Source organism: Pseudomonas fluorescens, from assembly GCF_902497785.1.
In the GTDB taxonomy this organism is placed as follows: Bacteria; Pseudomonadota; Gammaproteobacteria; order Pseudomonadales; family Pseudomonadaceae; genus Aquipseudomonas; species Aquipseudomonas fluorescens_BO.
Window position 1 is genome coordinate 150,427 of the sequence record NZ_CABVHK010000007.1, and the last position, 23,867, is coordinate 174,293.

The following is a 23,867-nucleotide window of genomic DNA, read 5'->3' on the forward strand; positions in this document are numbered from 1 at the left end:
ACGTGGCGCGGTTTGAATCGGGTGTTCACTTAGCGCGCAGTTTTGACTGGTCAGGTCGGGCTTAGCGAGGTCGGTTGTGGTGAGGGGATTTATCCCCGTTCGGCTGCGCAGCAGTCGTATAAATTTTGGGGCCGCTTCGCAGCCCAACGGGGATAAATCCCCTCGCCACAGAAATGCCCTCACCACAGGAATTTCCTTGGCTTCAGAATTCTCCCCACCACAGGTCAACTCGGTCTCAACACTCCACCGCACTCACCGCCAACCCGCCTCGCGAAGTCTCCTTGTATTTGTCATGCATATCCGCCCCGGTATCGCGCATGGTGCGGATCACCCGGTCCAGCGATATAAAGTGCTGACCATCCCCGCGCAATGCCATTTGCGCCGCGTTGATCGCCTTCACCGCGGCAATCGCGTTGCGCTCGATACAGGGCACCTGCACCAGTCCGCCCACTGGATCGCAGGTCAGACCAAGGTTGTGTTCCAGGCCGATTTCCGCCGCGTTGCACAATTGCTCTGGCGTGGCGCCGAGAATCTCCGCCAACCCGGCTGCCGCCATCGCGCAGGCCGACCCGACTTCGCCCTGGCAACCGACTTCAGCGCCCGAGATCGACGCGTTCTTTTTGCACAAAATCCCCACCGCTGCGGCGCTGAGGAAATAGTCGACCACGTTGGCGTCGGTCACGGCCTCGCTGAATTTCATGAAGTAGTGCAACACCGCCGGAATAATCCCCGCCGCGCCATTGGTGGGGGCCGTGACCATGCGCCCGCCGGCGGCGTTTTCTTCGTTGACCGCCAAGGCGAACAGGTTGACCCACTCCATGGCGCTCAGGGTCGAGCCGATCACGTTGGGTTTGCCCAGCTCTTGCAGGCTGCGGTGCAGTTTGGCCGCACGCCGGCGCACATTGAGACCGCCGGGCAAGATGCCTTCGTGTTTGAGGCCTTGTTCGACGCAATCCTGCATGGCCCGCCAGAGTTTCATCAGCCCGGCGCGTATTTCTTCTTCGCTGCGCCACACCTTTTCGTTGGCCATCATCAATTCGGCCACCCGCAGGTTGTGCTGTTGGCACAGGCTGAGCAGCTCGACGGCACTGGAGAAATCGTACGGCAGCTCGGTGCGATCCAGATCCACCACGCCGCTGGAAGCCTGGGCTTCGTCGACGACAAAACCGCCGCCAATGGAATAGTAAGTGTCACGATGCAGCTCACCGTGATCGTCTTCGGCAATCAGCGTCATGGCGTTGGGATGGAATGGCAGGTTTTCGTCGATCAGGCGCATGTCGCGAGCCCAGATAAACGGCACCGACAAGCGACCGTCGAGTAATAGCGTGTGGGTTTCGCGCAGGGTTTCGATGCGGATGCCGATTTGCGACGGATCGATCGCATCCGGCCACTCGCTCATCAGGCCCATGATCACCGCGTTGTCGCTGCCGTGACCGATACCGGTGGCGGACAACGAACCATAGAGCTGAACTTCGACACGCCGTACTTGTTCCAGAAGTCCCTGTTCACGCAAACCTTGCACGAACAGCGCCGCGGCGCGCATCGGCCCCACGGTGTGCGAACTGGAAGGGCCGATGCCGATTTTGAACAGGTCGAAAACGCTGATAGCCATTACTGCCGAACTCCTGGATGTGCCAACTCCGGACGCAAAAGCGCCCAGTGACGGAGCTGCTACGCTCAAGCTGCAATCCGCCGGGATGGCCGCATCATCGGGCTTTTGCGGTGTCGTTCGACGTCTCACACCGACGCACTCATGTCCACGAACGCCGCGCTGGTTTTACGCTGTGGTTTCGCCGTTTTTTTGCGGTTCAGGTGGGCAAAAGGGGCTGAAAAAATCTGTAAACGACGTCACCGACACTGGATGCGACCATCCCTGTACTGGATACGACGCACCCTGTAGGCGTCAGATTTTCACTGGTACATGATCGTATCGACTCGATTGCAAGGCGCCGTGGTAGAGATGTCTCCAAAACGCCATCCAACCGCAACCTATAAGTGCGGTGGTCCAGTCGGAACACTGCCAAAAAAAACACCAAGGAGTCCATCCATGAAAGGTTCCCCGTCGTTGTTGTTGGCCGCCATGCTTAGTCTGCCGGTTCTGGCGCAAGCCGCCGAACCGGCGCAATGCAGTACCGTAAACTTCTCCGATGTCGGCTGGACTGACATTACCGTCACCACCGCCACCACCAGCGTCGTCCTCGATGCCCTGGGCTACAAAACCAAAACCACGATGATTTCCGTGCCGGTGACCTACAAGTCCCTGGCCGACGGCAAGAACATGGACGTTTTCCTCGGTAACTGGATGCCGACCATGGAAAACGACATCAAGGCCTACCGCGATGCCGGCACCGTGGACACCCTGCGCGCCAACCTGGAAAACGCAAAATACACACTCGCCGTTCCGGAAGAGTTGTATAACAAAGGTCTGAAAGATTTCGCCGACATCGCCAAGTTCAAGAAAGAACTCGACGGCAAGATATACGGCATCGAACCGGGTAACGACGGCAACCGCCTGATCCAGAGCATGATCGACAAGAACGCCTTCGGCTTGAAAGACGCCGGCTTCAAGGTGGTCGAGTCCAGCGAGGCCGGCATGCTCTCGCAAGTCGATCGCGCCCAGCGCCGCAACACCGCCGTGGTGTTCCTGGGCTGGGAACCGCACCCGATGAACACGCGATTCAAGATGAAATACCTGACCGGCGGCGACGACTTCTTCGGCCCCAATTTCGGTCAGGCAACCATCTACACCAACACCCGCAAGGGTTACGCCCAGGAATGCAGCAACGTTGGACAGTTGCTGAAAAACCTGGTGTTCACCCTCGACATGGAAAGCACGCTGATGGGCAACGTCCTGGACGACAAAATGAAGCCTGACGCGGCCGCCAAGGCCTGGCTGAAAAAAAATCCACAGGTGCTCGATACCTGGCTCGCTGGCGTGACCACCATTGACGGTAAACCAGGCCTGGAAGCCGTGAAAGCCAAGCTCGCGCAGTAAGAAGCACCGCTTACGCCGGATGGCTTCGGCCGTCCGGGCTGTTTATTTCCTTGCATGCGGACGTTCACTACCATGCTGATTGATCAGAAAATACCTCTAGGCCAGTACATCGCGGGCTTCGTTGAATGGTTGACGCAACACGGCGCCAACACCTTCGACGCAATCGCCGTGTCACTGGAAACGATGATCCACGGCGTGACGTTTGCGCTCACCTGGTTCAACCCGCTGGCATTGATCGGCCTCATCGCGCTACTGGCTCACTTCATTCAACGAAAGTGGGGGCTGACGGTTTTCGTCATCGCTTCCTTCCTGCTGATTCTCAATCTGGGGTACTGGCAGGAAACCATGGAAACCCTCGCCCAGGTGCTGTTCGCCACCCTGGTCTGCGTGGTCATCGGCGTACCCTTGGGTATCGTTGCCGCGCACAAACCGATGTTCTACACCCTGATGCGTCCGGTGCTCGATCTGATGCAGACCGTACCGACCTTCGTTTACCTCATTCCTACCCTGACCCTCTTCGGGCTGGGTGTGGTCCCGGGCCTGATCTCCACGGTGGTGTTCGCGATTGCCGCGCCGATCCGCCTGACCTACCTGGGTATCCGTGATGTTCCCGCAGAATTGATGGACGCCGGCAAAGCCTTCGGCTGTTCGCGCCGCCAACTGCTCGCACGCATCGAACTGCCCTACGCCATGCCAAGCATCGCGGCCGGTATCACCCAGTGCATCATGCTGTCGCTGTCGATGGTGGTGATCGCGGCACTGGTGGGGGCCGACGGCCTGGGCAAACCCGTGGTCAACGCACTGAACACGGCTGATATCGCTCTGGGCTTCGAAGCCGGTCTGGCGATCGTATTGCTGGCGATCATGCTCGACCGTATCTGCAAACAACCCGACGCTAAAGTAGGGGGTGACGCATGAGCATTATTCGCTTCGAAGACGTCGACGTAATCTTCTCCAAAGACCCGCGCGAGGCCTTGAAACTGCTTGACCAAGGCATGACCCGTGACCAGATCCTGAAAAAGACCGGGCAGATTGTCGGCGTTGAAAAAGCCAGTCTGGACGTTGAAAAGGGTGAAATCTGCGTGCTGATGGGCCTCTCCGGCTCGGGCAAATCCAGCCTGCTGCGCTGCATCAACGGGCTCAATACCGTGAGCCGCGGCAAGCTGTTCGTCGAACACGAAGGCCAGCAGATCGACATCGCTTCATGCACCCCGGCCGAACTGAAAATGATGCGCACCAAGCGCATCGCCATGGTGTTCCAGAAGTTCGCCCTGATGCCTTGGCTGACGGTGCGCGAAAACATCAGCTTCGGTCTGGAAATGCAGGGTCGCCCAGAGAAAGAACGGCGCAAGCTGGTGGACGAAAAGCTGGAGCTGGTGGGCCTGACCCAGTGGCGCAACAAGAAACCCGACGAGCTTTCCGGCGGTATGCAGCAGCGCGTCGGCCTGGCCCGCGCCCTGGCGATGGACGCCGACATTCTGCTGATGGACGAACCGTTCTCGGCCCTCGACCCGCTGATTCGCCAAGGCCTGCAAGACGAACTGCTGGCGCTGCAAAGCAAGCTGAACAAAACCATCGTCTTCGTCAGCCACGATCTCGATGAGGCACTGAAGCTGGGCAGCCGTATCGCAATCATGAAAGACGGTCGGATTGTCCAGTACAGCAAGCCTGAAGAAATCGTGCTGAACCCGGCAGATGACTATGTGCGGACCTTTGTCGCGCACACCAACCCGCTGAACGTTCTGTGCGGTCGCAGCCTGATGCGAACCCTCGACAACTGCAAACGCATCAACGGTTCGGTGTGTCTCGATCCGGGCGGTGATTCGTGGCTCGACCTGGCCGAAGGCAACACCATCAAAGGCGCACGCCAGAATGGCGAGAGCCTGGACCTGCAGAACTGGATTCCAGGGCAGGCGGTTGAAGGTCTGGGTCGCCGGCCGACGCTGGTGGATTCGAACATCGGCATGCGCGATGCGCTGCAGATTCGTTATCAGACCGGCAACAAACTGGTGCTGCACGACAACAACAAAGTGGTCGGGATACTCGGCGACAGCGAGTTGTATCACGCGCTGCTCGGCAAGAACCTGGGGTAAGACCGCAGACACAAAAACGCCGCGAGAGGATCGCGGCGTTTTTGTTTGAGGAGCAAGATCAAAAGATCGCAGCCTTCGGCAGCTCCTACGGAATGCGATCGACGTATGAGCTGCCGAAGGCTGCGATCTTTAAAGTTTTGACGCGGTGTCACTGAAACACCGCGCCATTTACACCTTAGCTATAAACCCGGCCAAGGAGCTGCCGATGGCTTTCAAACTGATCGAGCACGTCACGGGTGATCTGATCCTGGGTGAAACCCATCAAGTCGTAATCCTGGCTGCCGTTGTGCAGGTACACCTCGGCGCGGTAGTAGCGCGCGCGTGGCTCGTCAGCGCTCTCAGCCGAAACCGTTTCGCTCGCCGCCGCCAGATACCCATCCAGGCTCACTTCGTAGACAAAAGGGTTGCCCTCTTCCATCTCGATGCGCACGCCCATGCACCGCTTGGACTTGCCCAGCAATGTTTGCACCTCCAGACCCTGAGCGCGCAATTGCACGGTCGCATCTTCCAGCGCCGGGCTGACTTGCTTGTCCATGAAACGCTGAACGATCGACTGGTTCGGTTGCAGGTCCAGTTGCGTCAGACGCTCGCTGAAACCACGCCGACCGCGTGCCGCCAGTTCCGCTTGCTCCTGTTCGATCTGCACGTCCTGACGCATGGCCTTGTGCAAGCCGAACATGAAGAACACCAGCACCACCGAGAACGGCAGACCGGCCAGCACCACCATGGTTTGCATGGCTTCGAAGTTGCCGGCAAACAACAGGCCGATGGTCACCAGCGTGATCACCGCCGACCAGAAGATCCGCAGCCAGTGCGGGGCGTCTTCGTCGACGTTGCCGCCCTTGCACGACAGGTTGGCCATCATCACCGCGCCGGAATCCGCCGGGGTCAGGAACAGCACGAAGCCGACAAAGATCGACACGCCGATCACCACTTTCGACGCCGGGTAATGCTCCAGCAACTGATAGATCGCCATCGACGGCTGTTCCAGCGCCGTCTTCCCGAGCTCCACCGCCCCGTGGTTCATCACCAGGTCCAGGGCCGAGTTGCCGAAGATCGACAGCCACGCCAAGGTGAAACCCAGCGGGATCAGCAGCACGCCGGCCACCAGCTCACGCACGGTGCGACCACGGGAGATACGCGCGATGAACATGCCTACGAATGGCGCCCAGGAAATCCACCACGCCCAGTAGAACAGGGTCCACAGGCCCAACCAGCGGTCGGACTTGTCACTGTCGCCTTCGTACACATACAGATCGAAAGTCTTCAGCACCACGCCGTTCAGATAATCGCCGACGTTTTGCACGAAGCCGTTGAGCAGGTGCAAGGTCGGGCCGAACAGCAGGACGAAAATCAGCAGGCCGCTGAACAGCACGATGTTCAGGTTGGACAGGCGCCGAATGCCGTTTTCCACGCCGGACACGGCGGCGATGGTGGCCACGGTGCTCATCACAATGATCACGATCAACAGGTTGGTGTTGCTGTGTTCCATGCCGAACAGGTTTTCCAGGCCCGACGACACTTGCAGCGAACCAATCCCCAGGTTCGTCACCAGCCCCAGCAGGGTCACGAACATGCCGAAGCCGTCCACCGCGTGACCGGCCGCGCCTTTGACCCAACGCTCGCCCACCAGCGGATACAGCGCCGAACGCAAAGCCAGCGGCTGGTTATGCCGGTAGGCAAAGTACGCGACGGCGAGGCCGACCAGTGCGTAGATCGCCCAACCGTGCAAACCCCAGTGCAGGAAGGTCAGCTGCACCGCCTGACGCGCGGCCATGTTGCTGGCCGAAACGCCTTCCGGCGGGTTGAAGTAGTGATCCAGCGGCTCGGAAGCGCCGAAGTACAGCAGCGAGATGCCGATACCCGACGAGAACAGCATCCCCGCCCAGGCGCCGTAGCTGAAGTCCGGCGTGTCGTCCTTGCTGCCCAGCTTGAGCTTGCCGTAGGACGAAAACGCCAGACCGACGACGAACACCAGATAGGCGGCAATCACCACCATGTAGTACCAGCCGAAGCTGCGGGACAGCCAGGCCTGCGCCGTTGCAAGCAATCTGCCGGCCTCTTGCGGGGCGATGATCAGAATGGCGGTCAACAGCAGGATCAGCGCGGTAGAGGTGTAGAACACCCAACCGTTGACCGTCACCTTATCGGGCGGGGTCTTTATAAGAGAGGCAGAACTCATGGCACAGATGCTCCAGGCAGTGCGAGAGAAGAACGCAAGGCAACGCGTTACCCGACCAATCGGTTAGTTGGCAGCCGACCGGCGGGTGATATAAAGACACCCCGAAAAAAGCCCGAAGCCCGGGAGCGCCAGTGCGCACGGGTTTCGAGCAGTTTTGAATGTCGGTTTGCCGCCATTTACTCGTAGGAAATTTCTGTAAATAGCGACGATTTGTCGCAGATCTTATTCTTTGTTGATTGAACGTTCAATCAAAACAAAATAGACTGGTCCTCAATCCGATAGACGTCTGACGTCTGCCGGAAGGCCTAAGGAGATGTGCAAGATGCCCAAGGTCGGTATGCAACCCATCCGTCGCCAGCAGTTGATCGAAGCCACATTGCAGGCCGTTGATCAGGTCGGGATGGGGGATGCCAGCATTGCGTTGATCGCCCGTCTGGCCGGTGTCTCGAATGGCATCATCAGTCATTACTTTCAGGACAAGAACGGCCTGATCGCTGCCACGGCGCAGTACCTGATGAGTGTCCTCAGCGAGAACGTCACCGCGCGCCGGCAGGCGCTCACAGATGACAGCCCGCGGGCGCATCTGCAGGTGATCATCGAAGGCAACTTCGACGCCAGCCAGGTCAATGGCCCGGCAATGAAAACCTGGCTGGCCTTCTGGGCCACCAGCATGCACCACCCGTCTTTGCACAGGTTGCAGCGGATCAACGATCACCGTCTGTATTCCAACCTGTGCTGCCAGTTCCGCCGTGTATTGCCGCTCGATGACGCGCGCAGTGCCGCCCGGGGCCTGGCAGCCCTCATTGACGGTTTGTGGTTGCGCGGTGCGCTGTCCGGAGATGCTTTCGACACCGAACAGGCGCACCGGATCGCTTACGAATACATGGATTTCCAATTGGCCAAGCAGGTGAGTTAGAGCACACATAACCGCTCAACCCCTGAACTGCTACTGATCGGTGTTGCCACAACTATATGGCTCCAACGCAGTGGCTTACGCCAACCACTTATGCACTTGCGAGGACACTATGGCCCGTTTCGAACTGCAAAAACTCTACATCGATGGCGGTTACTCCGACGCCAGCAGCGACGCCACTTTCGAAGCCATCAACCCGGCTACCGGTGAAGTCCTCGCAAACGTCCAGCGTGCGACCAAGGAAGACGTCGAGCGCGCTGTGGTCAGCGCCGAAAAGGGCCAGAAAATCTGGGCCGCGATGACCGCCATGGAGCGTTCGCGCATCCTGCGCCGTGCCGTTGACATCCTGCGCGAGCGCAACGATGAACTGGCCGCCCTGGAAACCCTGGACACCGGCAAGTCGTTCTCCGAAACCAAGTACGTCGACATCGTCACCGGCGCTGACGTACTGGAATACTACGCAGGCCTGGTGCCCGCCATCGAAGGCGAGCAGATTCCACTGCGCACCACTTCGTTCGTTTACACCCGTCGCGAGCCGCTGGGCGTCGTCGCCGGTATCGGCGCGTGGAACTACCCTATCCAGATCGCCCTGTGGAAATCCGCACCCGCCCTGGCGGCCGGTAACGCGATGATCTTCAAGCCAAGCGAAGTCACCTCGCTGACCACGCTGAAACTGGCCGAGATCTACACCGAAGCTGGCGTTCCGGCAGGCGTGTTCAACGTGCTGACCGGCAGCGGCCGTGAAGTCGGCACCTGGCTGACCGAACACCCGCGCATCGACAAGATTTACTTCACCGGCGGCACCGACACCGGCAAGAAAGTCATGGCCAGCGCGTCCGCGTCGTCGCTGAAAGACGTGACCATGGAACTGGGCGGCAAGTCCCCACTGATCATTTTCGACGACGCCGATCTCGATCGCGCTGCCGACACCGCGATGATGGCCAACTTCTACAGCTCCGGCCAGGTCTGCACCAACGGCACTCGCGTGTTCGTACCGACGCACCTGAAAGCCGCGTTTGAAGCCAAGATCGCTGAGCGTGTTGCGCGCATCCGCATCGGCAACCCGGAAGACGAGAACACCAACTTCGGCCCGCTGGTCAGCTTTGCCCACATGGAAAGCGTGCTGGGTTACATCGCCAAAGGTAAGGAAGAAGGCGCTCGCGTGCTGTGCGGCGGCAACCGTCTGACCGACGGCGAATTCGCCAAAGGCGCGTTCGTGGCACCGACCGTGTTCACCGACTGCACCGACGAGATGACTATCGTGCGCGAAGAAATCTTCGGCCCGGTGATGAGCATCCTGACCTACGACACCGAAGAAGAAGTGATCCGTCGTGCCAACGACACCGACTTCGGCCTGGCCGCCGGTATCGTCACCAAGGACCTGAACCGCGCTCACCGCGTGATTCATCAACTGGAAGCCGGTATCTGCTGGATCAACGCCTGGGGCGAGTCCGACGCGAAGATGCCGGTCGGCGGCTACAAGCAATCCGGTGTGGGCCGTGAGAACGGCATCAGCTCGCTGAACAACTTCACCCGCATCAAATCGGTACAGGTTGAGCTGGGCGATTACGCCTCGGTTTTCTGAGACCCGCGAAGTCTGGAGCAAGCGCCTTTGTGGCGAGGGGATTTATCCCCGTTGGGGCTGCGCAGCGGCCCCTATCCAGACACCGCGACTCTTTAGATAGAACCAGTCGCTGAGTTTACGACTGCTGCGCAGCCGGACGGGGATAAATCCCCTCGCCACAGGTTGCGCGGCGTCAAGGCGACTGCGACCTGAACCAACTTCAAAGAGGGTGCATTCAATGTCCCAAGAATTCGATTACATCATCATCGGTGCCGGCTCGGCCGGTAACACCCTGGCGACCCGTCTGACTGAAGACGAAGGCGTCACCGTCCTGCTGCTCGAAGCAGGCGGCCCGGACTATCGCCTGGATTTCCGCACGCAAATGCCGGCCGCCCTGGCGTTCCCGTTGCAGGGTCGTCGCTACAACTGGGCCTACGAAACCGATCCAGAGCCACACATGGACGGTCGTCGCATGGAATGCGGTCGCGGCAAGGGCCTGGGCGGTTCTTCGCTGATCAACGGCATGTGCTATATCCGCGGCAACGCGATGGACTACGACAACTGGTCGAAACTGCCAGGCCTGGAAGACTGGGATTACCTGAACTGCCTGCCGTATTTCCGCAAGGCTGAAACCCGCGACATCGGCCCGAACGACTACCACGGTGGCGACGGTCCGGTCAGCGTGACCACGCCGAAAGCCGGCAACAACCCGCTGTTCCACGCGATGGTTGAAGCCGGCGTGCAAGCCGGTTACCCGCGCACCGAAGACTTGAACGGTTACCAGCAAGAAGGGTTCGGCCCGATGGACCGCACCGTGACGCCGAACGGCCGTCGCGCCAGCACCGCTCGCGGTTACCTGGACACAGCCAAGAAGCGCTCGACCCTGACCATCGTCACCCACGCCCTGACCGACAAGATCCTGTTCGAAGGCAAGCGTGCGGTCGGCGTGCGTTACCTGATCGGCGCCGCTGAAGAGCGTGTTGAAGCTCGCGCCCGCAAAGAAGTGCTGCTGTGCTCCGGCGCCATCGCTTCGCCGCAGATCCTGCAACGCTCCGGCGTCGGCCCGGCCGAACTGCTGAACAAGCTCGACATCCCGGTAGTCCACGACCTGCCAGGCGTCGGCGAAAACCTGCAGGATCACCTCGAGCTGTACCTGCAATACGCCTGCACCCAACCGGTCTCCCTGTACCCGTCGCTGCTCTGGTACAACCAGCCGGCCATCGGTGCCGAATGGCTGTTCAACGGCACCGGCATCGGCGCCAGCAACCAGTTCGAAGCCGGCGGTTTCATTCGCACCCGTGAAGATTTCGACTGGCCGAACATTCAGTACCACTTCCTGCCGGTTGCGATTAACTACAACGGCAGCAATGGCGTGAAAGAGCATGGCTTCCAGGCGCATATGGGTTCCATGCGTTCGCCGAGCCGTGGTCGCATCCAGGCCAAGTCGAAAGATCCGCGCGAATACCCGAGCATTCTCTTCAACTACATGGCCACCGAGCAGGACTGGCAGGAATTCCGCGACGGCATCCGCCTGACCCGTGAAATCATGCAGCAGCCGGCACTGGACGCTTTCCGGGGTCGCGAGATCAGCCCGGGCATCGACGTGCAAACCGACGAGCAGCTGGACAAGTTCATCCGCGAACACGCCGAAACCGCGTTCCACCCGTCCTGCTCGTGCAAAATGGGCACCGACGACATGGCCGTGGTCGATGGCGAAGGTCGTGTGCATGGCCTGCAAGCCCTGCGCGTGGTCGATGCCTCGATCATGCCGATCATCACCACCGGCAACCTGAATGCGCCGACGATCATGATCGCCGAAAAAATCGCCGACAAGATCCGCGGTCGCCAACCATTGCCGCGCAGCACGGCGGATTACTACGTGGCCGGCGATGCGCCGGTGCGTGGCAAGCCGTTGCGGGATGTGAGCCTGACTGCTCAGTAACATTGGCCCACTAGTTTAAAAAACCGTCAACCTTCCGAGTCGGCGGTTTTTTTTCGTCTAACACAAGTTAATTCCTCAGCCAACAATCTACACATCAAGCAATTAAATAATAAGGCTATATCTTTACAAAACTAGAAACACTTGCATTTACACACACTTAAGAACTTCCATTACTATCCGCGCCCCTGCTTAAGCTGGCCGCTAACAATATTCATGGAAATCAATATCTTGCACGACCTCGACCGAATTACCGACGTGACTTTCTTTCGAGAAAAAATCTCAGAAGAAAAGACAATCATGCTGGACTTCGGCTATTTAACTGGCGTCATTGAGTCTTGGTGGAAAAAAAACAACAACCAAGGCACGCACATCTTAAAATCCCAATTAATCAGCCTTTTTCTAACTTACCTGCGCGCCGAAGATATTTCCTACTTCGACACAGTAGGACTGGAGAATGGCAGCGCTGCAGTTTGTATAAAAAATATATTCAACCTTGACTCGCCGAAACTGGCGTTAACTGTGCACGAGGCTTTGGCTGACCTGTTTCATCTCACTGACATAAAATACGAATACGAAGAACACAAAGCGTTGTTTCTAAAACCCTCGGCAGAACAGTATCGGGAATGGGGCAACGGGCATGGTGATATCACACCACATTCCGATGATTTATATGAAAATCTGAATGTTGATTATTTGGCCTTGACCGTTTGCCGCGACGTGACAAAAACCCCTACGGCCTACTATTTCCCGAGTGACTTGCTCTGCGAATTGAACGATCAAGAGATTCGCGAACTACTGACGATGAAAGCTGCGTTTATTTCCGGCAAAAACGTCAGCGGACTAAAAAAACGGGTTCGCCATGTGGTTGAGTTTTCTCAGACCCACGGCTTTCACTTTTCGCTGGATTTTCGTGTTGACTCGCAGAACGGTGAGCGGATGCGTGCGACAAACGGCGGCCAACACGTCCTGGACAAAATACGGGCAGGTCTTTGCGACGCGAAAAGTCACGTCTCAATCGCTGAAACCGGCACGTTCCTGATCGTGGCCAACCACAAAGTATTGCATGCACGGCCGATGCTCAATCTCCATGCCGACGAGGTTCGCGAACAGGCGAACAATTCGACGTTCAACAATACGCCTCGACTATTGTTCCGAAGCAAAGGCCCTAGAAAGCAATACTATCCACTGGATGAAACAGCTTGCACGCGGGAGGCATGTTGATGGTTGCCGCGCACGCACCTGCTCAATCTTCATCTGCTTGCGTATTTAAAGAAGGGGCACGCGATGCAATCACGTTCGGCGTCGCGTTTATCTTTCTTTACCTATCAATTGGCATTTTAAGCGCTTCGCAATCACTAACCTTAAGCCAGGCTCTTGCAACGACCCTGCTTATATTCTCCACTCCACTGCAGTTTTTGATAGTACAGAACCATCACGACGGTTGGATGCTGCTCCCCATCATCATGGCGCTCAATGCTCGCTTCGTTTTACTCTCCGCAACCCTTGCGCCATATATAAGAAACACTTCAACCATGACCACCATGGCCTCGTTAATCCTGATTACCCCGTCGATATTCACCGGATGCGTCACTCGTTTCAAACGGCGAACCGACCACCCTTTTAGTTATTTGATCGGGCTGGGGCTTCCGATATTCGGCGTGTCGGTTATCTGCACCTATATCGGTTTCGTTGCCGGTGCAGAATTGACCTCGCCGATTATCTATGCAGCCATGACACTTCTATTACCACTTCAATTCACCGCCTTGGCCGGGAAGCACTGGCCTCATCATGCGGAAGTATCGAGTTACTGGCTCGGCTTCGTCGGTGCGCCATTCCTGGTCTATTTATTCAAGGATTACAGCTTGCTTTGCACCCCTTTCCTGATCGGCGGCTTGATCGTGCTTATTGAAAACAATTACAAAAAACGAGAAATGGTGGACTCATGACAATCTGGCTTCTTATCGCGTTTTCAGCTTTTACCGCCTTCGCATTTCGTGCCCTGCCCTTCGCCTTCAAAAACAGCAATGCACTCACACAAACCCAAGGTTCCCTCTACCGCTTTATCAGCTACAGCGCGCAAGCCATGTTGGGGGTCATTATTTACGACACTGCATTCAACAAGATGGATGGATTAACACTGATACAGCAGTTTCAAATTCTGGATGCGCTGAAAATGTTTTTGCTTGTGGGCACCTTCATCGCCGTCGCCAAAACGAAGAAGATCCTGCCTGCTTTTTTTGCCAGCCTCTTCATTTATGTCGCAGCGTTCGCCTATCTGAACAGTTGAAAGCAGCCTTCGTCTGGAGAAGTCTTGATCGCGAGCAAGCCGCAATGGGGTGTTCGCGAACTTCCGATTAATCAGCCAAGTGGGCACGCGCCCTCTGCACTACCTGATCCTTTCCCACACCGCCCCACCCTTGATCTACCCTTCGCCCAAGCCTAATCTAGCGCCACACAAACGTTTCACCCCCTCGCAACACCGCTGCATCGCCACTCCATACCAGGGAGGTTCCCGAATGTTCGATTTCCACCCCCAGCTCAAGCAGCGCTTCGCTGCCTTGCGCACGGGCGCTGAATTCTTTTCGCTGCGTTATGTGCGCGAGTCCGGCCAGTACTTGTCGGTGCGCAAGAACGTTGCCGAACCTCCGGGCATGAGCCGTGACGAAGGTGCGATGTTGACCGTGCGCGTCAACGGCGTTGAAGCCTATGCCGCGACCAACGACCTGTCGCCATCCGGCCTGCAAGCCGCGCTGGACCAGGCCGAACTGCAAGCTCGTCGACTCAAGCCCCACGCCTTGCTCGACCTGCGCGACCACGCCGTTTCCAGCGACCGCGCCGATTACCTTTCGCCGAACCTTGACCAGCCCTTCCCGTCCCTGAGCGATTGCTACCAATTGCTCGGCGCCGAGTCCGCGGCTGTGCCCAAGGACGAGCGCCTGGTGAACTGGCAAGTGAGCATCGGCATTACCCACGTCGAGCAGATTTACCTCAACAGCGCTGGTGCCGAGTTGCGCCAGGCCCAACGTTTCGTGTATCCGAGCCTCGACGTTACGGCCTACGACGGCAACGACAGCCAGACCCGCACCCTTGGCCGGGAAAATTTCGGCCAGCAGGGCGGCTTTGATGTGATCAGCCGCTGTGGCCTGATCGGCGCCGGCCCGAAAATCGCCGATCAAGCGCTGCAATTGCTGCTGGCACCAAACACGCCGCAAGGTCCGCGTGACCTGCTGTTGATGCCGGACCAGATGATGCTGCAGATTCACGAATCCATCGGTCACCCGCTGGAACTGGACCGCATCCTCGGCGACGAGCGCAATTACGCCGGCACCAGTTTCGTCAAGGCAGCCGACTTCGGCCATCTGCAATATGGCTCGAAACTGCTCAACGTAACCTTCGACCCGGATATCCCCGAGCAGCTCGCCAGCTATGGTCATGACGACGACGGCACCGCCGCGAGCAAACAGTTTTTGATCAAGGAAGGTTTGCTGCTGCGGCCATTGGGCGGTGCGTTGTCGCAATTCCGCGCCGGCATGGCCGGTGTCGCCAACAGCCGTGCCTGTGGCTGGAACCGACCACCGATCGATCGCATGGCCAACCTCAACATCGAGCCCGGCGATCAACCGCTGGAACAACTCATCGGCAACATCGAACACGGCATTTTGATGAGCACCAACCGCTCGTGGTCGATCGACGATGCGCGCAACAAATTCCAGTTCGGCTGCGAATGGGGCCAGTTGATCGAGAACGGCGAACTGACGGGCGTGGTGAAAAACCCGAATTACCGGGCGATTTCCGCGCAGTTCTGGAAAAGCCTCAGCGCCGTTGGCGACGCCAGCACGTTCAAGGTCCTTGGCACGCCGAACTGTGGCAAGGGCGAACCGAATCAGGTGATCCGCGTCGGCCATGCGTCGCCGGCCTGCGTGTTCAACAACGTGGATGTGTTTGGGGGAGATGCCTCATGAGTATGTCCAAAGATCAGGCCGAGTCGTTTAAAACACTGGTCAACTGGCTGCGCGAGGCAATTCGCGAGCCGGAGCAATTCACCCTCAGCTACGCCGCCGAGTCGTCGGCCTTCGTGCGTTTCAACCACGCGAAGGTGCGTCAGGCCGGTCAGGTGCAGCAGGCGAGCATCGGTTTCAAACTGATCAACGAGGGGCGTCATGCCGACCTCGACATCACGCTATCGGGTGACGCAAGCGTTGATGTCCAGCGTTTGTCCGATGGTCTGCAACAGTTGCGCGACACCCTGCCGCTGCTGCCGCAGGATCCGTACCTGCTGCTGAATCACAATGGCTGGCAGAGCAAAAACGTGCAGGAACATCCACTGCCGGATACCGAGCACGTGGTCGCACAAATCACTGAAGCGGCTGAAGGTCTGGATCTGGTGGGTTTCTATGCGGCCGGGCCGATCAGTCGCGGCTTCGCCAGCTCATCGGGCGCGTTTGGCTGGCATCAGGCCAATAGCTTCAACTTCGATTTCAGCCTGTTTCACGACAACGGTCAGGCCGTGAAAGCCAGTTATGCCGGGCACGACTGGAACGACGAAGGCTTTGCCAGACGCTTCCAGCAGGCGCGCGAACAGTTGGCGTTTCTGGGCAGACCGCAACGGACCCTGGCACCGGGTCAGTACCGCGCTTACCTGGCGCCGGCGGCGCTGGAAGAAATCATGGGCATGTTGTCCTGGGGTGGCTTCTCGGCGCAGTCGATTGCGAGCAAGAGCAGTCCGTTGCAGAAGCTCTATGCCGGCGATCAATCGTTCAGCCCGCTGGTGTCTCTGGATGAAAAAGTCAGCGGTTCTTTGAGTCCGGCGTTTTCCGGCGAAGGCTATCCACGCAGTGATTTGCGACTGATCATCGAGGGCAAGGCCGGTGCGCAACTGGTCGGTTCACGCAGTGCGGCCGAGTACGGTTTGACAGCCAACGGCGCCAGCGGCGGTGAAATGCCGAACGCATTGAACATGGCGGCCGGCACCTTGCCGGATGCCCAGATTCTCAAGCAACTGGGCACCGGGCTTTACATCAGCAACCTCTGGTACCTGAACTACTCGGACCAACCGATGGCGCGCATGACCGGCATGACGCGGTTTGCGACTTTCTGGGTGGAAAACGGCGAGATTCAGGCACCGGTCAGCACCATGCGCTTTGATGACAGTGCCTACAGCTTGCTCGGATCGCAGCTGGAAGCGTTGACCGAAGAACGCGAGTTGCTGCTGTCGGCGAGCACTTACAGCCAGCGGGCCACGGCTTCGGCGTTGTTGCCGGGCGCCCTGATCAGCCGCCTGACCTTGCCCCTATAGACACAGATCCCCAGCACACAGGGCTCCTGTGGCGAGGGGATTTATCCCCGTCGGCTGCGCAGCAGTCGCAAACCAGTGAACGCGGTGTGCCTGTTACTCCGTAGTGAAAGGTTTTGGGGTCGCTTCGCGACCCGACGGGGATGAATCCCCTCGCCACAATGGTTCCCGGCTAACCCAACTGAGGTCCCATGCCCAACCGTCCACCTCTCGACGCTGTTACCGCCCGCTGGGTGCCGTGGGTCGTTGCCATTGCCTTCTTCATGCAATCGCTCGACGGCACGATCCTCAACACCGCGCTGCCGGCCATGGCCCGCGACCTGGCGGAAAACCCGCTGCGCATGCAGGGCGTGATCATTGCCTACATGCTCACCGTCGCCCTGCTGATCCCCGCTTCGGGCTGGATCGCCGACCGTTTCGGCACCAAGAAAATCTTCTTCGGCGCGATCCTTTTGTTCAGCCTCGGCTCGTTGCTCTGCGCCCTTTCGAGCACCCTGAGCACGCTGATCGGCGCCCGAGTGATCCAGGGCCTGGGCGGTGCGTTGATGCTGCCCGTCGGGCGACTGGTGGTACTGCGCGCCTACCCGCGTTCGGAACTGGTGCGGATCATGGGCTTCATCACCATTCCCGGTCTGCTCGGCCCGTTGCTCGGCCCGACCATGGGCGGCTGGATGGTCGAATACCTGACCTGGCACTGGATCTTCCTGATCAACCTGCCGGTCGGCGCCATCGGTTGCTATGCCGTGTGGAGATTCATTCCCGATCTGCGCGGCACCGAGCGCACGCGCTTCGACAGCCTGGGCTTTTTGCTGTTTGGCGCGGCGATGATCCTGATCACCATCGCCATGGAAGGTCTCGGCGAATTGCACCTGCCGCACTTGCGGGTGATGTTGCTGCTGTTCGGCGGCATGGCGTGCCTGGCGGCATATTGGCTGCGGGCCGGGCACATCGATAACCCGCTGTTTGCGCCGTCGCTGTTCAAGACCCGGACTTTTGCCGTGGGCATTCTCGGCAACCTGTTTGCCCGTCTGGGCAGTGGCGCGCTGCCGTTTCTCGTACCGTTGCTGCTGCAAGTGGCGCTGGGGTATTCGCCGTCCCAAGCCGGCATGAGCATGTTGCCGCTGGCGGCGGCGGCGATGGTCGCCAAGTCGGTGGCGCGACCGCTGATCGAGCGCCTGGGTTATCGCATCGTGCTCACCGGCAACACCCTGGCGCTGGGCCTGATGCTGGCGAGCATGGGCCTGGTCAGCGAGCAGACACCGTACTGGCTGCTGTTGGGAATGCTGGCGATTCTCGGCGCGATCAACTCGTTGCAGTTCACCGCGATGAACACCGTGACCCTGATCGACCTCGACGACGCCAGCGCCAGCAGTGGCAACAGCCTGCTGTCGGTGGTTGCGCAATTGTCCCTGAGTCTTGGCGTGGCCTGCGCTGGCGCCCTGCTTGGCGGCTTTACCGCAGAGGTCGGAAACGATGGTGTGGACACGGTTCTGGGCGCGTTTCAACTCACGTTTGTGACGGTCGGAATCATGGCGATGCTGGCCGCGACGATCTTTTCGCAGCTCTCACGGGAAGACGGACGGCGCGTCAAGCGTCCGGAACAACACATAGAGCCTTAGGGCGAATGGCCACCGGGCTGGTACACTGCGCGACATTTTGTTTTGCAGGCCAGTCCCGTGACCACCATCGCCACCGCTTTTAATACTTTGCCGCTGTCCGCCGCCATGCTGGCTAACCTCGACTCCCTCGGTTATGCCCAGATGACGCCGATTCAGGCGCAAAGCTTGCCGGTGATCCTCAAGGGGATGGACCTGATCGCCCAGGCCAAGACCGGCAGCGGCAAGACCGCGGCCTTCGGTATCGGCCTGCTGAACCCGATCAACCCGCGCTTCTTCGGTTGCCAGGCACTGGTGATTTGCCCGACTCGCGAGCTGGCGGACCAGGTTGCCAAGGAAATCCGTCGACTGGCCCGTTCCGAAGACAACATCAAGGTTCTGACCTTGTGCGGCGGCGTGGCGTTCGGCCCGCAAATCGGCTCGCTGGAACATGGCGCGCACATCATCGTCGGCACTCCGGGGCGTATCCAGCAGCACTTGCGCAAGGGTTCGCTGATCCTTCACGGCTTGAACACGCTGATCCTCGACGAAGCCGACCGCATGCTCGACATGGGTTTCTACGATTCCATCGAAGAAATCATCGCCCAGTGCCCGGAACGTCGCCAGACCCTGCTGTTCTCCGCCACTTATCCGGTGGGCATCAAGCAGTTGGCTTCGAAGTTCATGCGTAACCCGCAGCAAGTCAAAGCCGAAGCGTTCCACGACGACACACAGATCGAGCAGCGCTTCTACGAGATTTCCCCCGACGAGCGCATGGAGGCCGTGGTCAAAGTCCTCGCGCATCACCGCCCGGCGTCCTGCGTCGCTTTCTGCTTCACCAAGCAGCAGGTTCAGGAAACCGTCGATCACCTGACGTCCAAAGGCATCTCCGCCGTCGGCCTGCATGGCGATCTGGAACAGCGTGATCGTGACCAGGTGCTGGCGATGTTCGCCAATCGCAGCACTTCGGTGCTGGTTGCCACCGACGTCGCCGCCCGCGGTCTGGACATTGATGCCCTGGACATGGTGCTCAACGTCGAGCTGGCCCGTGATTCGGAAATCCACATCCACCGTGTGGGCCGTACCGGTCGCGCCGGTGAGAAAGGCATTGCGATCAGCCTGGTGGCGCCATCCGAAGCGCACCGCGCCCAGGCCATCGAGCAGCTGCAGAAGTCGCCGTTGAGCTGGGATCAGCTGGACAACCTCAAGTCCCAGGGCGGCGGCCCGTTGCTGCCGGTGATGAGCACGTTGGTGATCGGCGCTGGCCGTAAAGACAAGGTGCGTCCGGGCGACATTCTTGGCGCACTGACCGGCGATGCCGGGATTCCGGGCGCCCAGGTTGGCAAGATCGCGATCTTCGACTTCCAGGCTTACGTGGCGGTTGAACGCGGGATCGCCAAACAGGCCTTGCAGCGCCTGAACGACGGCAAAATCAAAGGCCGCTCGTTGCGCGTGCGTATCCTGTAAGCACACCGCACACCCCCTGTAGGAGCTGTCGAGTAAAACGAGGCTGCGATCTTTTGACTTTAGATTTTTAAAGGCAAGATCAAAAGATCGCAGCCTCGTTTTACTCGACAGCTCCTACAGGCTTTTCTATTCCGAGGACACCGTTTTGCGCTCTACCGAAGTCGTGATCATTGGCGCTGGCGCCGCAGGGTTGATGTGTGCGCTGACCGCCGCCGGGCGTGGGCGCAAGGTGATGTTGCTCGACCATGCGAACAAGGCCGGCAAGAAAATCCTGATGTCGGGCGGTGGCCGCTGCAATTTCACCAATATGTACAGCGAACCCGGTAATTTCCTCTCGCAAAACGAACACTTCTGCAAATCTGCACTGGCGCGCTACACCCAGTGGGATTTCATCGGCATGGTCGCCAAACACGGCGTGCCGTACCACGAGAAAAAGCTCGGCCAGCTGTTCTGCGATAACAAATCCAGCGACATCCTCGACATGCTGCTCAACGAGTGCGACCAAGTCGGTGTCAGCCTGCATCTGGACACCTCGATCCAGACCATCGAGAAGCTGGAAAGCGGTTACCTGCTGGACACCACGCTGGGCCAGATCACCTGCCAATCGCTGGTCATCGCCACCGGCGGGCTATCGATTCCGACCTTGGGCGCCAGCGGTTTCGGTTACCAGGTCGCCCGGCAGTTTGGCCATGACTTGCTGCCGACCCGCGCCGGCCTGGTGCCGTTCACCATCACCGATCAGCTCAAAGAGCTGTGCACCGAGTTGTCCGGGACCTCGGTCGATTGCCTGGTGAGCTGCAACGAGCAGAGTTTCCGCGAGAACATCCTGTTCACCCACCGCGGCCTCAGCGGGCCGGCGATTTTGCAGATTTCTTCGTTCTGGGAATCCGGCGACACGGTTGAAATCAACCTGATGCCCGATCACGACGTGCCGGGCTGGCTGCAACAGCAGCAAGCCGAACGCCCGAACAGCGAGTTGAAAACCCTGCTCGGCGAGATCTTCACCAAGAAGATGGCCAACCTGCTGGCGGATAACTGGTTCGTCTCCAAACCGATGAAGCAATACACCCACGCTGAAATCGCCGACATCGCCGAGAAGCTGGCGAGCTGGAAAGTGGTGCCGGCCGGGACCGAAGGGTATCGCACGGCGGAAGTGACATTGGGTGGCGTCGATACGCGTGAGGTGTCGTCCAAGACCATGGAATCCCTGAAAAGCCCGGGTCTGTATTTTGTCGGCGAAGTGCTTGATGTCACCGGCCACCTCGGCGGTTTCAACTTCCAGTGGGCCTGGGCTTCAGGTTACGCCGCCGCGCAGTACGTCTGACACCATCGCCCCCTGATCAACCGCCCCGACCTGATCACTCTGTTCCCCGTAGGAGCTGTCGAGTGAAACGAGGCTGCGATCTTTTGATCTTAAAAAACAAAGTCAAAAGATCGCAGCCTCGTTTCACTCGACAGCTCCTACAGGGGGATTGCATTTCAAATGCTGGAATGGTTCGCACAGAGAAGGAACAGATTTTGCTGTCAGATGTGATCGGCGCCATTGCGTCGGCGTCATTACTGGCTCAATTTAGCGTCATTGCCTCGGAAGGCCCTCGCACTTCATGCCATCGACCCCATTCCATCAGTCACTGCGTCGCCTCTGGGCGCTGGATAAATTCAGCTACAGCGTGCGGGTATTCATCGCCCTGACCGGCAGCATGGCGCTGTGTTGGTATCAGGATGAAATGGGGCTGCTGATCCCGTTGTTCCTCGGGATCATCGCCAGCGCCCTGGCCGAGACCGACGACAGTTGGCAGGGTCGCCTCAACTCGCTGGCCGTGACGCTGGTGTGCTTCAGCATTGCCGCCCTCTCTGTCGAACTGCTGTTCCCCTACCCCATCATTTTTGTCATTGCCCTGGCATTGGCGAGTTTCGGCCTGACCATGCTCGGCGCCCTCGGCGAACGCTATGGTGCGATTGCCTCGGCGACGCTGATTCTGTCGGTCTACACCATGATCGGCGTGGACCAGCGCGGCGGCGCGGTGACCGATTTCTGGCACGAGCCGCTGCTGCTGGTGGCTGGCGCGGCCTGGTACGGCGCGCTGTCGGTGTTGTGGCAGGCGATGTTTTCCAATCAACCGGTGCAGCAAAGTCTGGCGCGGTTATTCCGGGAGCTGGGGTTTTACCTGAAGCTGAAATCCTCGCTGTTCGAGCCGATCCGGCAGATGGACGTGGAGGCACGGCGCCTGGAACTGGCCCAGCAGAACGGGCGCGTGGTGGCGGCACTGAACGCGGCCAAGGAAATCATTCTGCACCGGGTGGGCAATGGTCGACCGGGCTCGAAAGTCAGCCGCTACCTCAAGCTTTACTTCCTTGCCCAGGATATCCACGAGCGCGCCAGTTCGTCGCACTACCCATACAACGCGCTGGCCGACGCCTTCTTCCACAGTGATGTGCTGTTCCGCTGTCAGCGCCTGTTACGCCAGCAAGGCAAAGCGTGCCGGGCGCTGGCGGAATCGATCCAGATGCGTCAGCCGTTCATCTATGACGCCAGTTTCGCCGAAGCCCTGAGCGATCTGCACGCGTCCCTCGAACACCTGCGCGTGCAAAGCAACCCGGCCTGGCGCGGACTGCTGCGGTCATTGCGCGCACTGGCCGCCAACCTGGGCACGCTGGACCGTTTGCTCAGCGACGCGAGCAACCCCGACGCCCTCGCCGACGCCACCGACAGCAGCCTGCTCGACCGCTCACCGCGCAGCTTCAAGGATGTGTGGATTCGCTTGCGCACGCAGCTGACACCCACTTCGCTGCTGTTCCGTCATGCCCTGCGTTTGCCCCTGGCGTTGAGCATCGGCTACGGCATGGTGCATTTGATTCACCCGTCGCAAGGTTACTGGATCATCCTCACCACGCTGTTTGTGTGTCAGCCGAACTACGGCGCGACGCGGCGCAAACTCGGTCAGCGGATCATCGGCACCGCCATCGGCCTGACCGTCGCCTGGGCGTTGTTCGATCTGTTTCCCAATCCGCTGGTGCAGTCGTGTTTCGCCATCGCCGCCGGGGTGGTGTTCTTTATCAACCGCACCACCCGCTACACCCTGGCCACGGCCGCGATCACCTTGATGGTGCTGTTCTGCTTCAATCAGGTCGGCGACGGTTACGGGCTATTCCTGCCGCGGCTGTTCGATACCCTGCTTGGCAGCCTGATTGCCGGGCTCGCGGTGTTCCTGTTCCTGCCGGACTGGCAGGGCCGTCGCCTGAACAAAGTGCTGGCCAATACCCTCACTTGCAACAGCATTTACCTGCGCCAGATCATGCAGCAATACGCCGCCGGCAAAAGCGATGACCTGGCTTATCGCCTGGCCCGCCGCAACGCGCACAACGCCGATGCGGCGCTGTCGACCACGCTGGCCAACATGCTGATGGAGCCCGGGCATTTCCGCAAAGAGGCGGATGTCGGCTTCCGCTTCCTGGTGCTGTCGCACACCTTGCTCAGCTATCTGTCAGGCCTGGGCGCGCACCGCGAAACCCAGCTGCCGGCGGACGTGCGTGAACACCTGATCGAGGGCGCCGGGGTGAAGTTGGCGGCCAGTATCGATGAGATCGCCCAAGGGCTGGCGAGCAAGCTGCCGATTGCAATTCAAAGCGATGAGGAAGAAGCGCTGGCCAACGAGCTGGAACAGATGCCGGACGAGATCGATGAAGGTCAGCGATTGGTGCAGACGCAGTTAGCGTTGATCTGCCGGCAGTTGGGACCGTTGCGCACGCTGGCGGCGCATCTCATCAAGGACACCCGCGAGGTCTGAGATGTGTAGTAGCTGGGGTGCCTCATCGCGAGCAG

Annotated in this window: 17 protein-coding genes; 15 read left to right on the top strand and 2 right to left on the bottom strand. The window is 59.2% G+C overall.

The annotated features are described in order from the left end of the window. Positions 1 to 235 precede the first annotated feature (235 nt). Positions 236 to 1,612, bottom strand: coding sequence for an L-serine ammonia-lyase (locus tag F8N62_RS12565; protein ID WP_150711215.1), 1,377 nt, complete (start codon positions 1,610 to 1,612; stop codon positions 236 to 238). A gap of 435 nt (positions 1,613 to 2,047) precedes the next feature. Here F8N62_RS12565 and F8N62_RS12570 point away from each other — a divergent pair, with 435 nt between their 5' ends. The 3 genes from F8N62_RS12570 (at position 2,048) to choV (ending at position 5,088) form a co-directional block, all read left to right on the top strand. After that, entirely contained in the window at positions 2,048 to 2,995 is a 948-nt protein-coding gene (locus tag F8N62_RS12570) for a choline ABC transporter substrate-binding protein (protein WP_150711216.1), read from the top strand. Between the two features lie 72 nt (positions 2,996 to 3,067). Then, on the top strand, positions 3,068 to 3,913 hold the full coding sequence (gene choW, locus F8N62_RS12575; RefSeq protein WP_109635476.1) for a choline ABC transporter permease subunit: 846 nt from the start codon (positions 3,068 to 3,070) through the stop codon (positions 3,911 to 3,913). After that, on the top strand, positions 3,910 to 5,088 hold the full coding sequence (gene choV / locus F8N62_RS12580) for a choline ABC transporter ATP-binding protein (protein ID WP_150711217.1): 1,179 nt from the start codon (positions 3,910 to 3,912) through the stop codon (positions 5,086 to 5,088). The genes choW and choV overlap by 4 nt, the downstream gene beginning before the upstream one ends. 175 nt (positions 5,089 to 5,263) lie before the next feature. On the opposite strand, the gene F8N62_RS12585 is transcribed toward choV, so the two are convergent. Continuing rightward, positions 5,264 to 7,213 (bottom strand): BCCT family transporter, encoded by a 1,950-nt coding sequence (locus F8N62_RS12585; protein WP_224791367.1) that lies wholly within the window; start codon positions 7,211 to 7,213, stop codon positions 5,264 to 5,266. A 379-nt stretch (positions 7,214 to 7,592) separates the two neighbouring features. Here F8N62_RS12585 and betI point away from each other — a divergent pair, with 379 nt between their 5' ends. The 12 genes from betI (at position 7,593) to yccS (ending at position 23,832) form a co-directional block, all read left to right on the top strand. Beyond that, complete coding sequence (gene betI / locus F8N62_RS12590) at positions 7,593 to 8,186, top strand: transcriptional regulator BetI (protein WP_150711219.1); 594 nt, start codon at positions 7,593 to 7,595, stop codon at positions 8,184 to 8,186. Between the two features lie 109 nt (positions 8,187 to 8,295). Further along, positions 8,296 to 9,768: a betaine-aldehyde dehydrogenase gene (betB, locus tag F8N62_RS12595; protein WP_150711220.1), complete on the top strand. Its 1,473-nt coding sequence runs from the start codon at positions 8,296 to 8,298 to the stop codon at positions 9,766 to 9,768. 217 nt (positions 9,769 to 9,985) lie between these two features. Further along, complete coding sequence (betA, locus tag F8N62_RS12600) at positions 9,986 to 11,689, top strand: choline dehydrogenase (RefSeq protein WP_150711221.1); 1,704 nt, start codon at positions 9,986 to 9,988, stop codon at positions 11,687 to 11,689. Positions 11,690 to 11,917: 228 nt separating this feature from the next. Next, complete coding sequence (locus F8N62_RS12605; protein ID WP_150711222.1) at positions 11,918 to 12,910, top strand: hypothetical protein; 993 nt, start codon at positions 11,918 to 11,920, stop codon at positions 12,908 to 12,910. Next, positions 12,910 to 13,635 (top strand): AzlC family ABC transporter permease, encoded by a 726-nt coding sequence (locus tag F8N62_RS12610; protein ID WP_150711223.1) that lies wholly within the window; start codon positions 12,910 to 12,912, stop codon positions 13,633 to 13,635. The genes F8N62_RS12605 and F8N62_RS12610 overlap by 1 nt, the downstream gene beginning before the upstream one ends. Further along, positions 13,632 to 13,976 (top strand): AzlD domain-containing protein, encoded by a 345-nt coding sequence (locus F8N62_RS12615; protein ID WP_150711224.1) that lies wholly within the window; start codon positions 13,632 to 13,634, stop codon positions 13,974 to 13,976. The genes F8N62_RS12610 and F8N62_RS12615 overlap by 4 nt, the downstream gene beginning before the upstream one ends. Before the next feature lie 229 nt (positions 13,977 to 14,205). Next, entirely contained in the window at positions 14,206 to 15,651 is a 1,446-nt protein-coding gene (locus tag F8N62_RS12620; protein ID WP_150711225.1) for a TldD/PmbA family protein, read from the top strand. Further along, positions 15,648 to 16,985: a TldD/PmbA family protein gene (locus F8N62_RS12625; protein ID WP_150711226.1), complete on the top strand. Its 1,338-nt coding sequence runs from the start codon at positions 15,648 to 15,650 to the stop codon at positions 16,983 to 16,985. The genes F8N62_RS12620 and F8N62_RS12625 overlap by 4 nt, the downstream gene beginning before the upstream one ends. 188 nt (positions 16,986 to 17,173) lie before the next feature. Continuing rightward, positions 17,174 to 18,601 (top strand): multidrug transporter subunit MdtD, encoded by a 1,428-nt coding sequence (gene mdtD, locus F8N62_RS12630; RefSeq protein ID WP_150711227.1) that lies wholly within the window; start codon positions 17,174 to 17,176, stop codon positions 18,599 to 18,601. A 105-nt stretch (positions 18,602 to 18,706) separates the two neighbouring features. Further along, positions 18,707 to 20,044, top strand: coding sequence for an ATP-dependent RNA helicase DbpA (dbpA, locus tag F8N62_RS12635; protein WP_263597213.1), 1,338 nt, complete (start codon positions 18,707 to 18,709; stop codon positions 20,042 to 20,044). A 145-nt stretch (positions 20,045 to 20,189) separates the two neighbouring features. Then, the gene (locus tag F8N62_RS12640; RefSeq protein WP_150711229.1) at positions 20,190 to 21,368 is read left to right on the top strand and encodes an NAD(P)/FAD-dependent oxidoreductase; all 1,179 of its coding nucleotides are present in this window, start codon (positions 20,190 to 20,192) and stop codon (positions 21,366 to 21,368) included. 280 nt (positions 21,369 to 21,648) lie between these two features. Next, a complete protein-coding gene (gene yccS / locus F8N62_RS12645; RefSeq protein ID WP_150711230.1) occupies positions 21,649 to 23,832 on the top strand; it encodes a YccS family putative transporter in 2,184 nt (727 codons plus the stop codon). Positions 23,833 to 23,867 lie beyond the last annotated feature (35 nt).

Excerpts from the sequence above, each read along its gene's own strand:
- F8N62_RS12565 (WP_150711215.1), bottom strand. The coding sequence starts at position 1,612 with ATGGCTATCAGCGTTTTCGACCTGTTCAAAATCGGCATCGGCCCTTCC.
- F8N62_RS12570 (WP_150711216.1), top strand. The coding sequence starts at position 2,048 with ATGAAAGGTTCCCCGTCGTTGTTGTTGGCCGCCATGCTTAGTCTGCCG.
- choW (WP_109635476.1), top strand. The coding sequence starts at position 3,068 with ATGCTGATTGATCAGAAAATACCTCTAGGCCAGTACATCGCGGGCTTC.
- choV (WP_150711217.1), top strand. The coding sequence starts at position 3,910 with ATGAGCATTATTCGCTTCGAAGACGTCGACGTAATCTTCTCCAAAGAC.
- betI (WP_150711219.1), top strand. The coding sequence starts at position 7,593 with ATGCCCAAGGTCGGTATGCAACCCATCCGTCGCCAGCAGTTGATCGAA.
- betB (WP_150711220.1), top strand. The coding sequence starts at position 8,296 with ATGGCCCGTTTCGAACTGCAAAAACTCTACATCGATGGCGGTTACTCC.
- betA (WP_150711221.1), top strand. The coding sequence starts at position 9,986 with ATGTCCCAAGAATTCGATTACATCATCATCGGTGCCGGCTCGGCCGGT.
- F8N62_RS12610 (WP_150711223.1), top strand. The coding sequence starts at position 12,910 with ATGGTTGCCGCGCACGCACCTGCTCAATCTTCATCTGCTTGCGTATTT.
- F8N62_RS12615 (WP_150711224.1), top strand. The coding sequence starts at position 13,632 with ATGACAATCTGGCTTCTTATCGCGTTTTCAGCTTTTACCGCCTTCGCA.
- F8N62_RS12620 (WP_150711225.1), top strand. The coding sequence starts at position 14,206 with ATGTTCGATTTCCACCCCCAGCTCAAGCAGCGCTTCGCTGCCTTGCGC.
- F8N62_RS12625 (WP_150711226.1), top strand. The coding sequence starts at position 15,648 with ATGAGTATGTCCAAAGATCAGGCCGAGTCGTTTAAAACACTGGTCAAC.
- mdtD (WP_150711227.1), top strand. The coding sequence starts at position 17,174 with ATGCCCAACCGTCCACCTCTCGACGCTGTTACCGCCCGCTGGGTGCCG.
- dbpA (WP_263597213.1), top strand. The coding sequence starts at position 18,707 with ATGCTGGCTAACCTCGACTCCCTCGGTTATGCCCAGATGACGCCGATT.
- yccS (WP_150711230.1), top strand. The coding sequence starts at position 21,649 with ATGCCATCGACCCCATTCCATCAGTCACTGCGTCGCCTCTGGGCGCTG.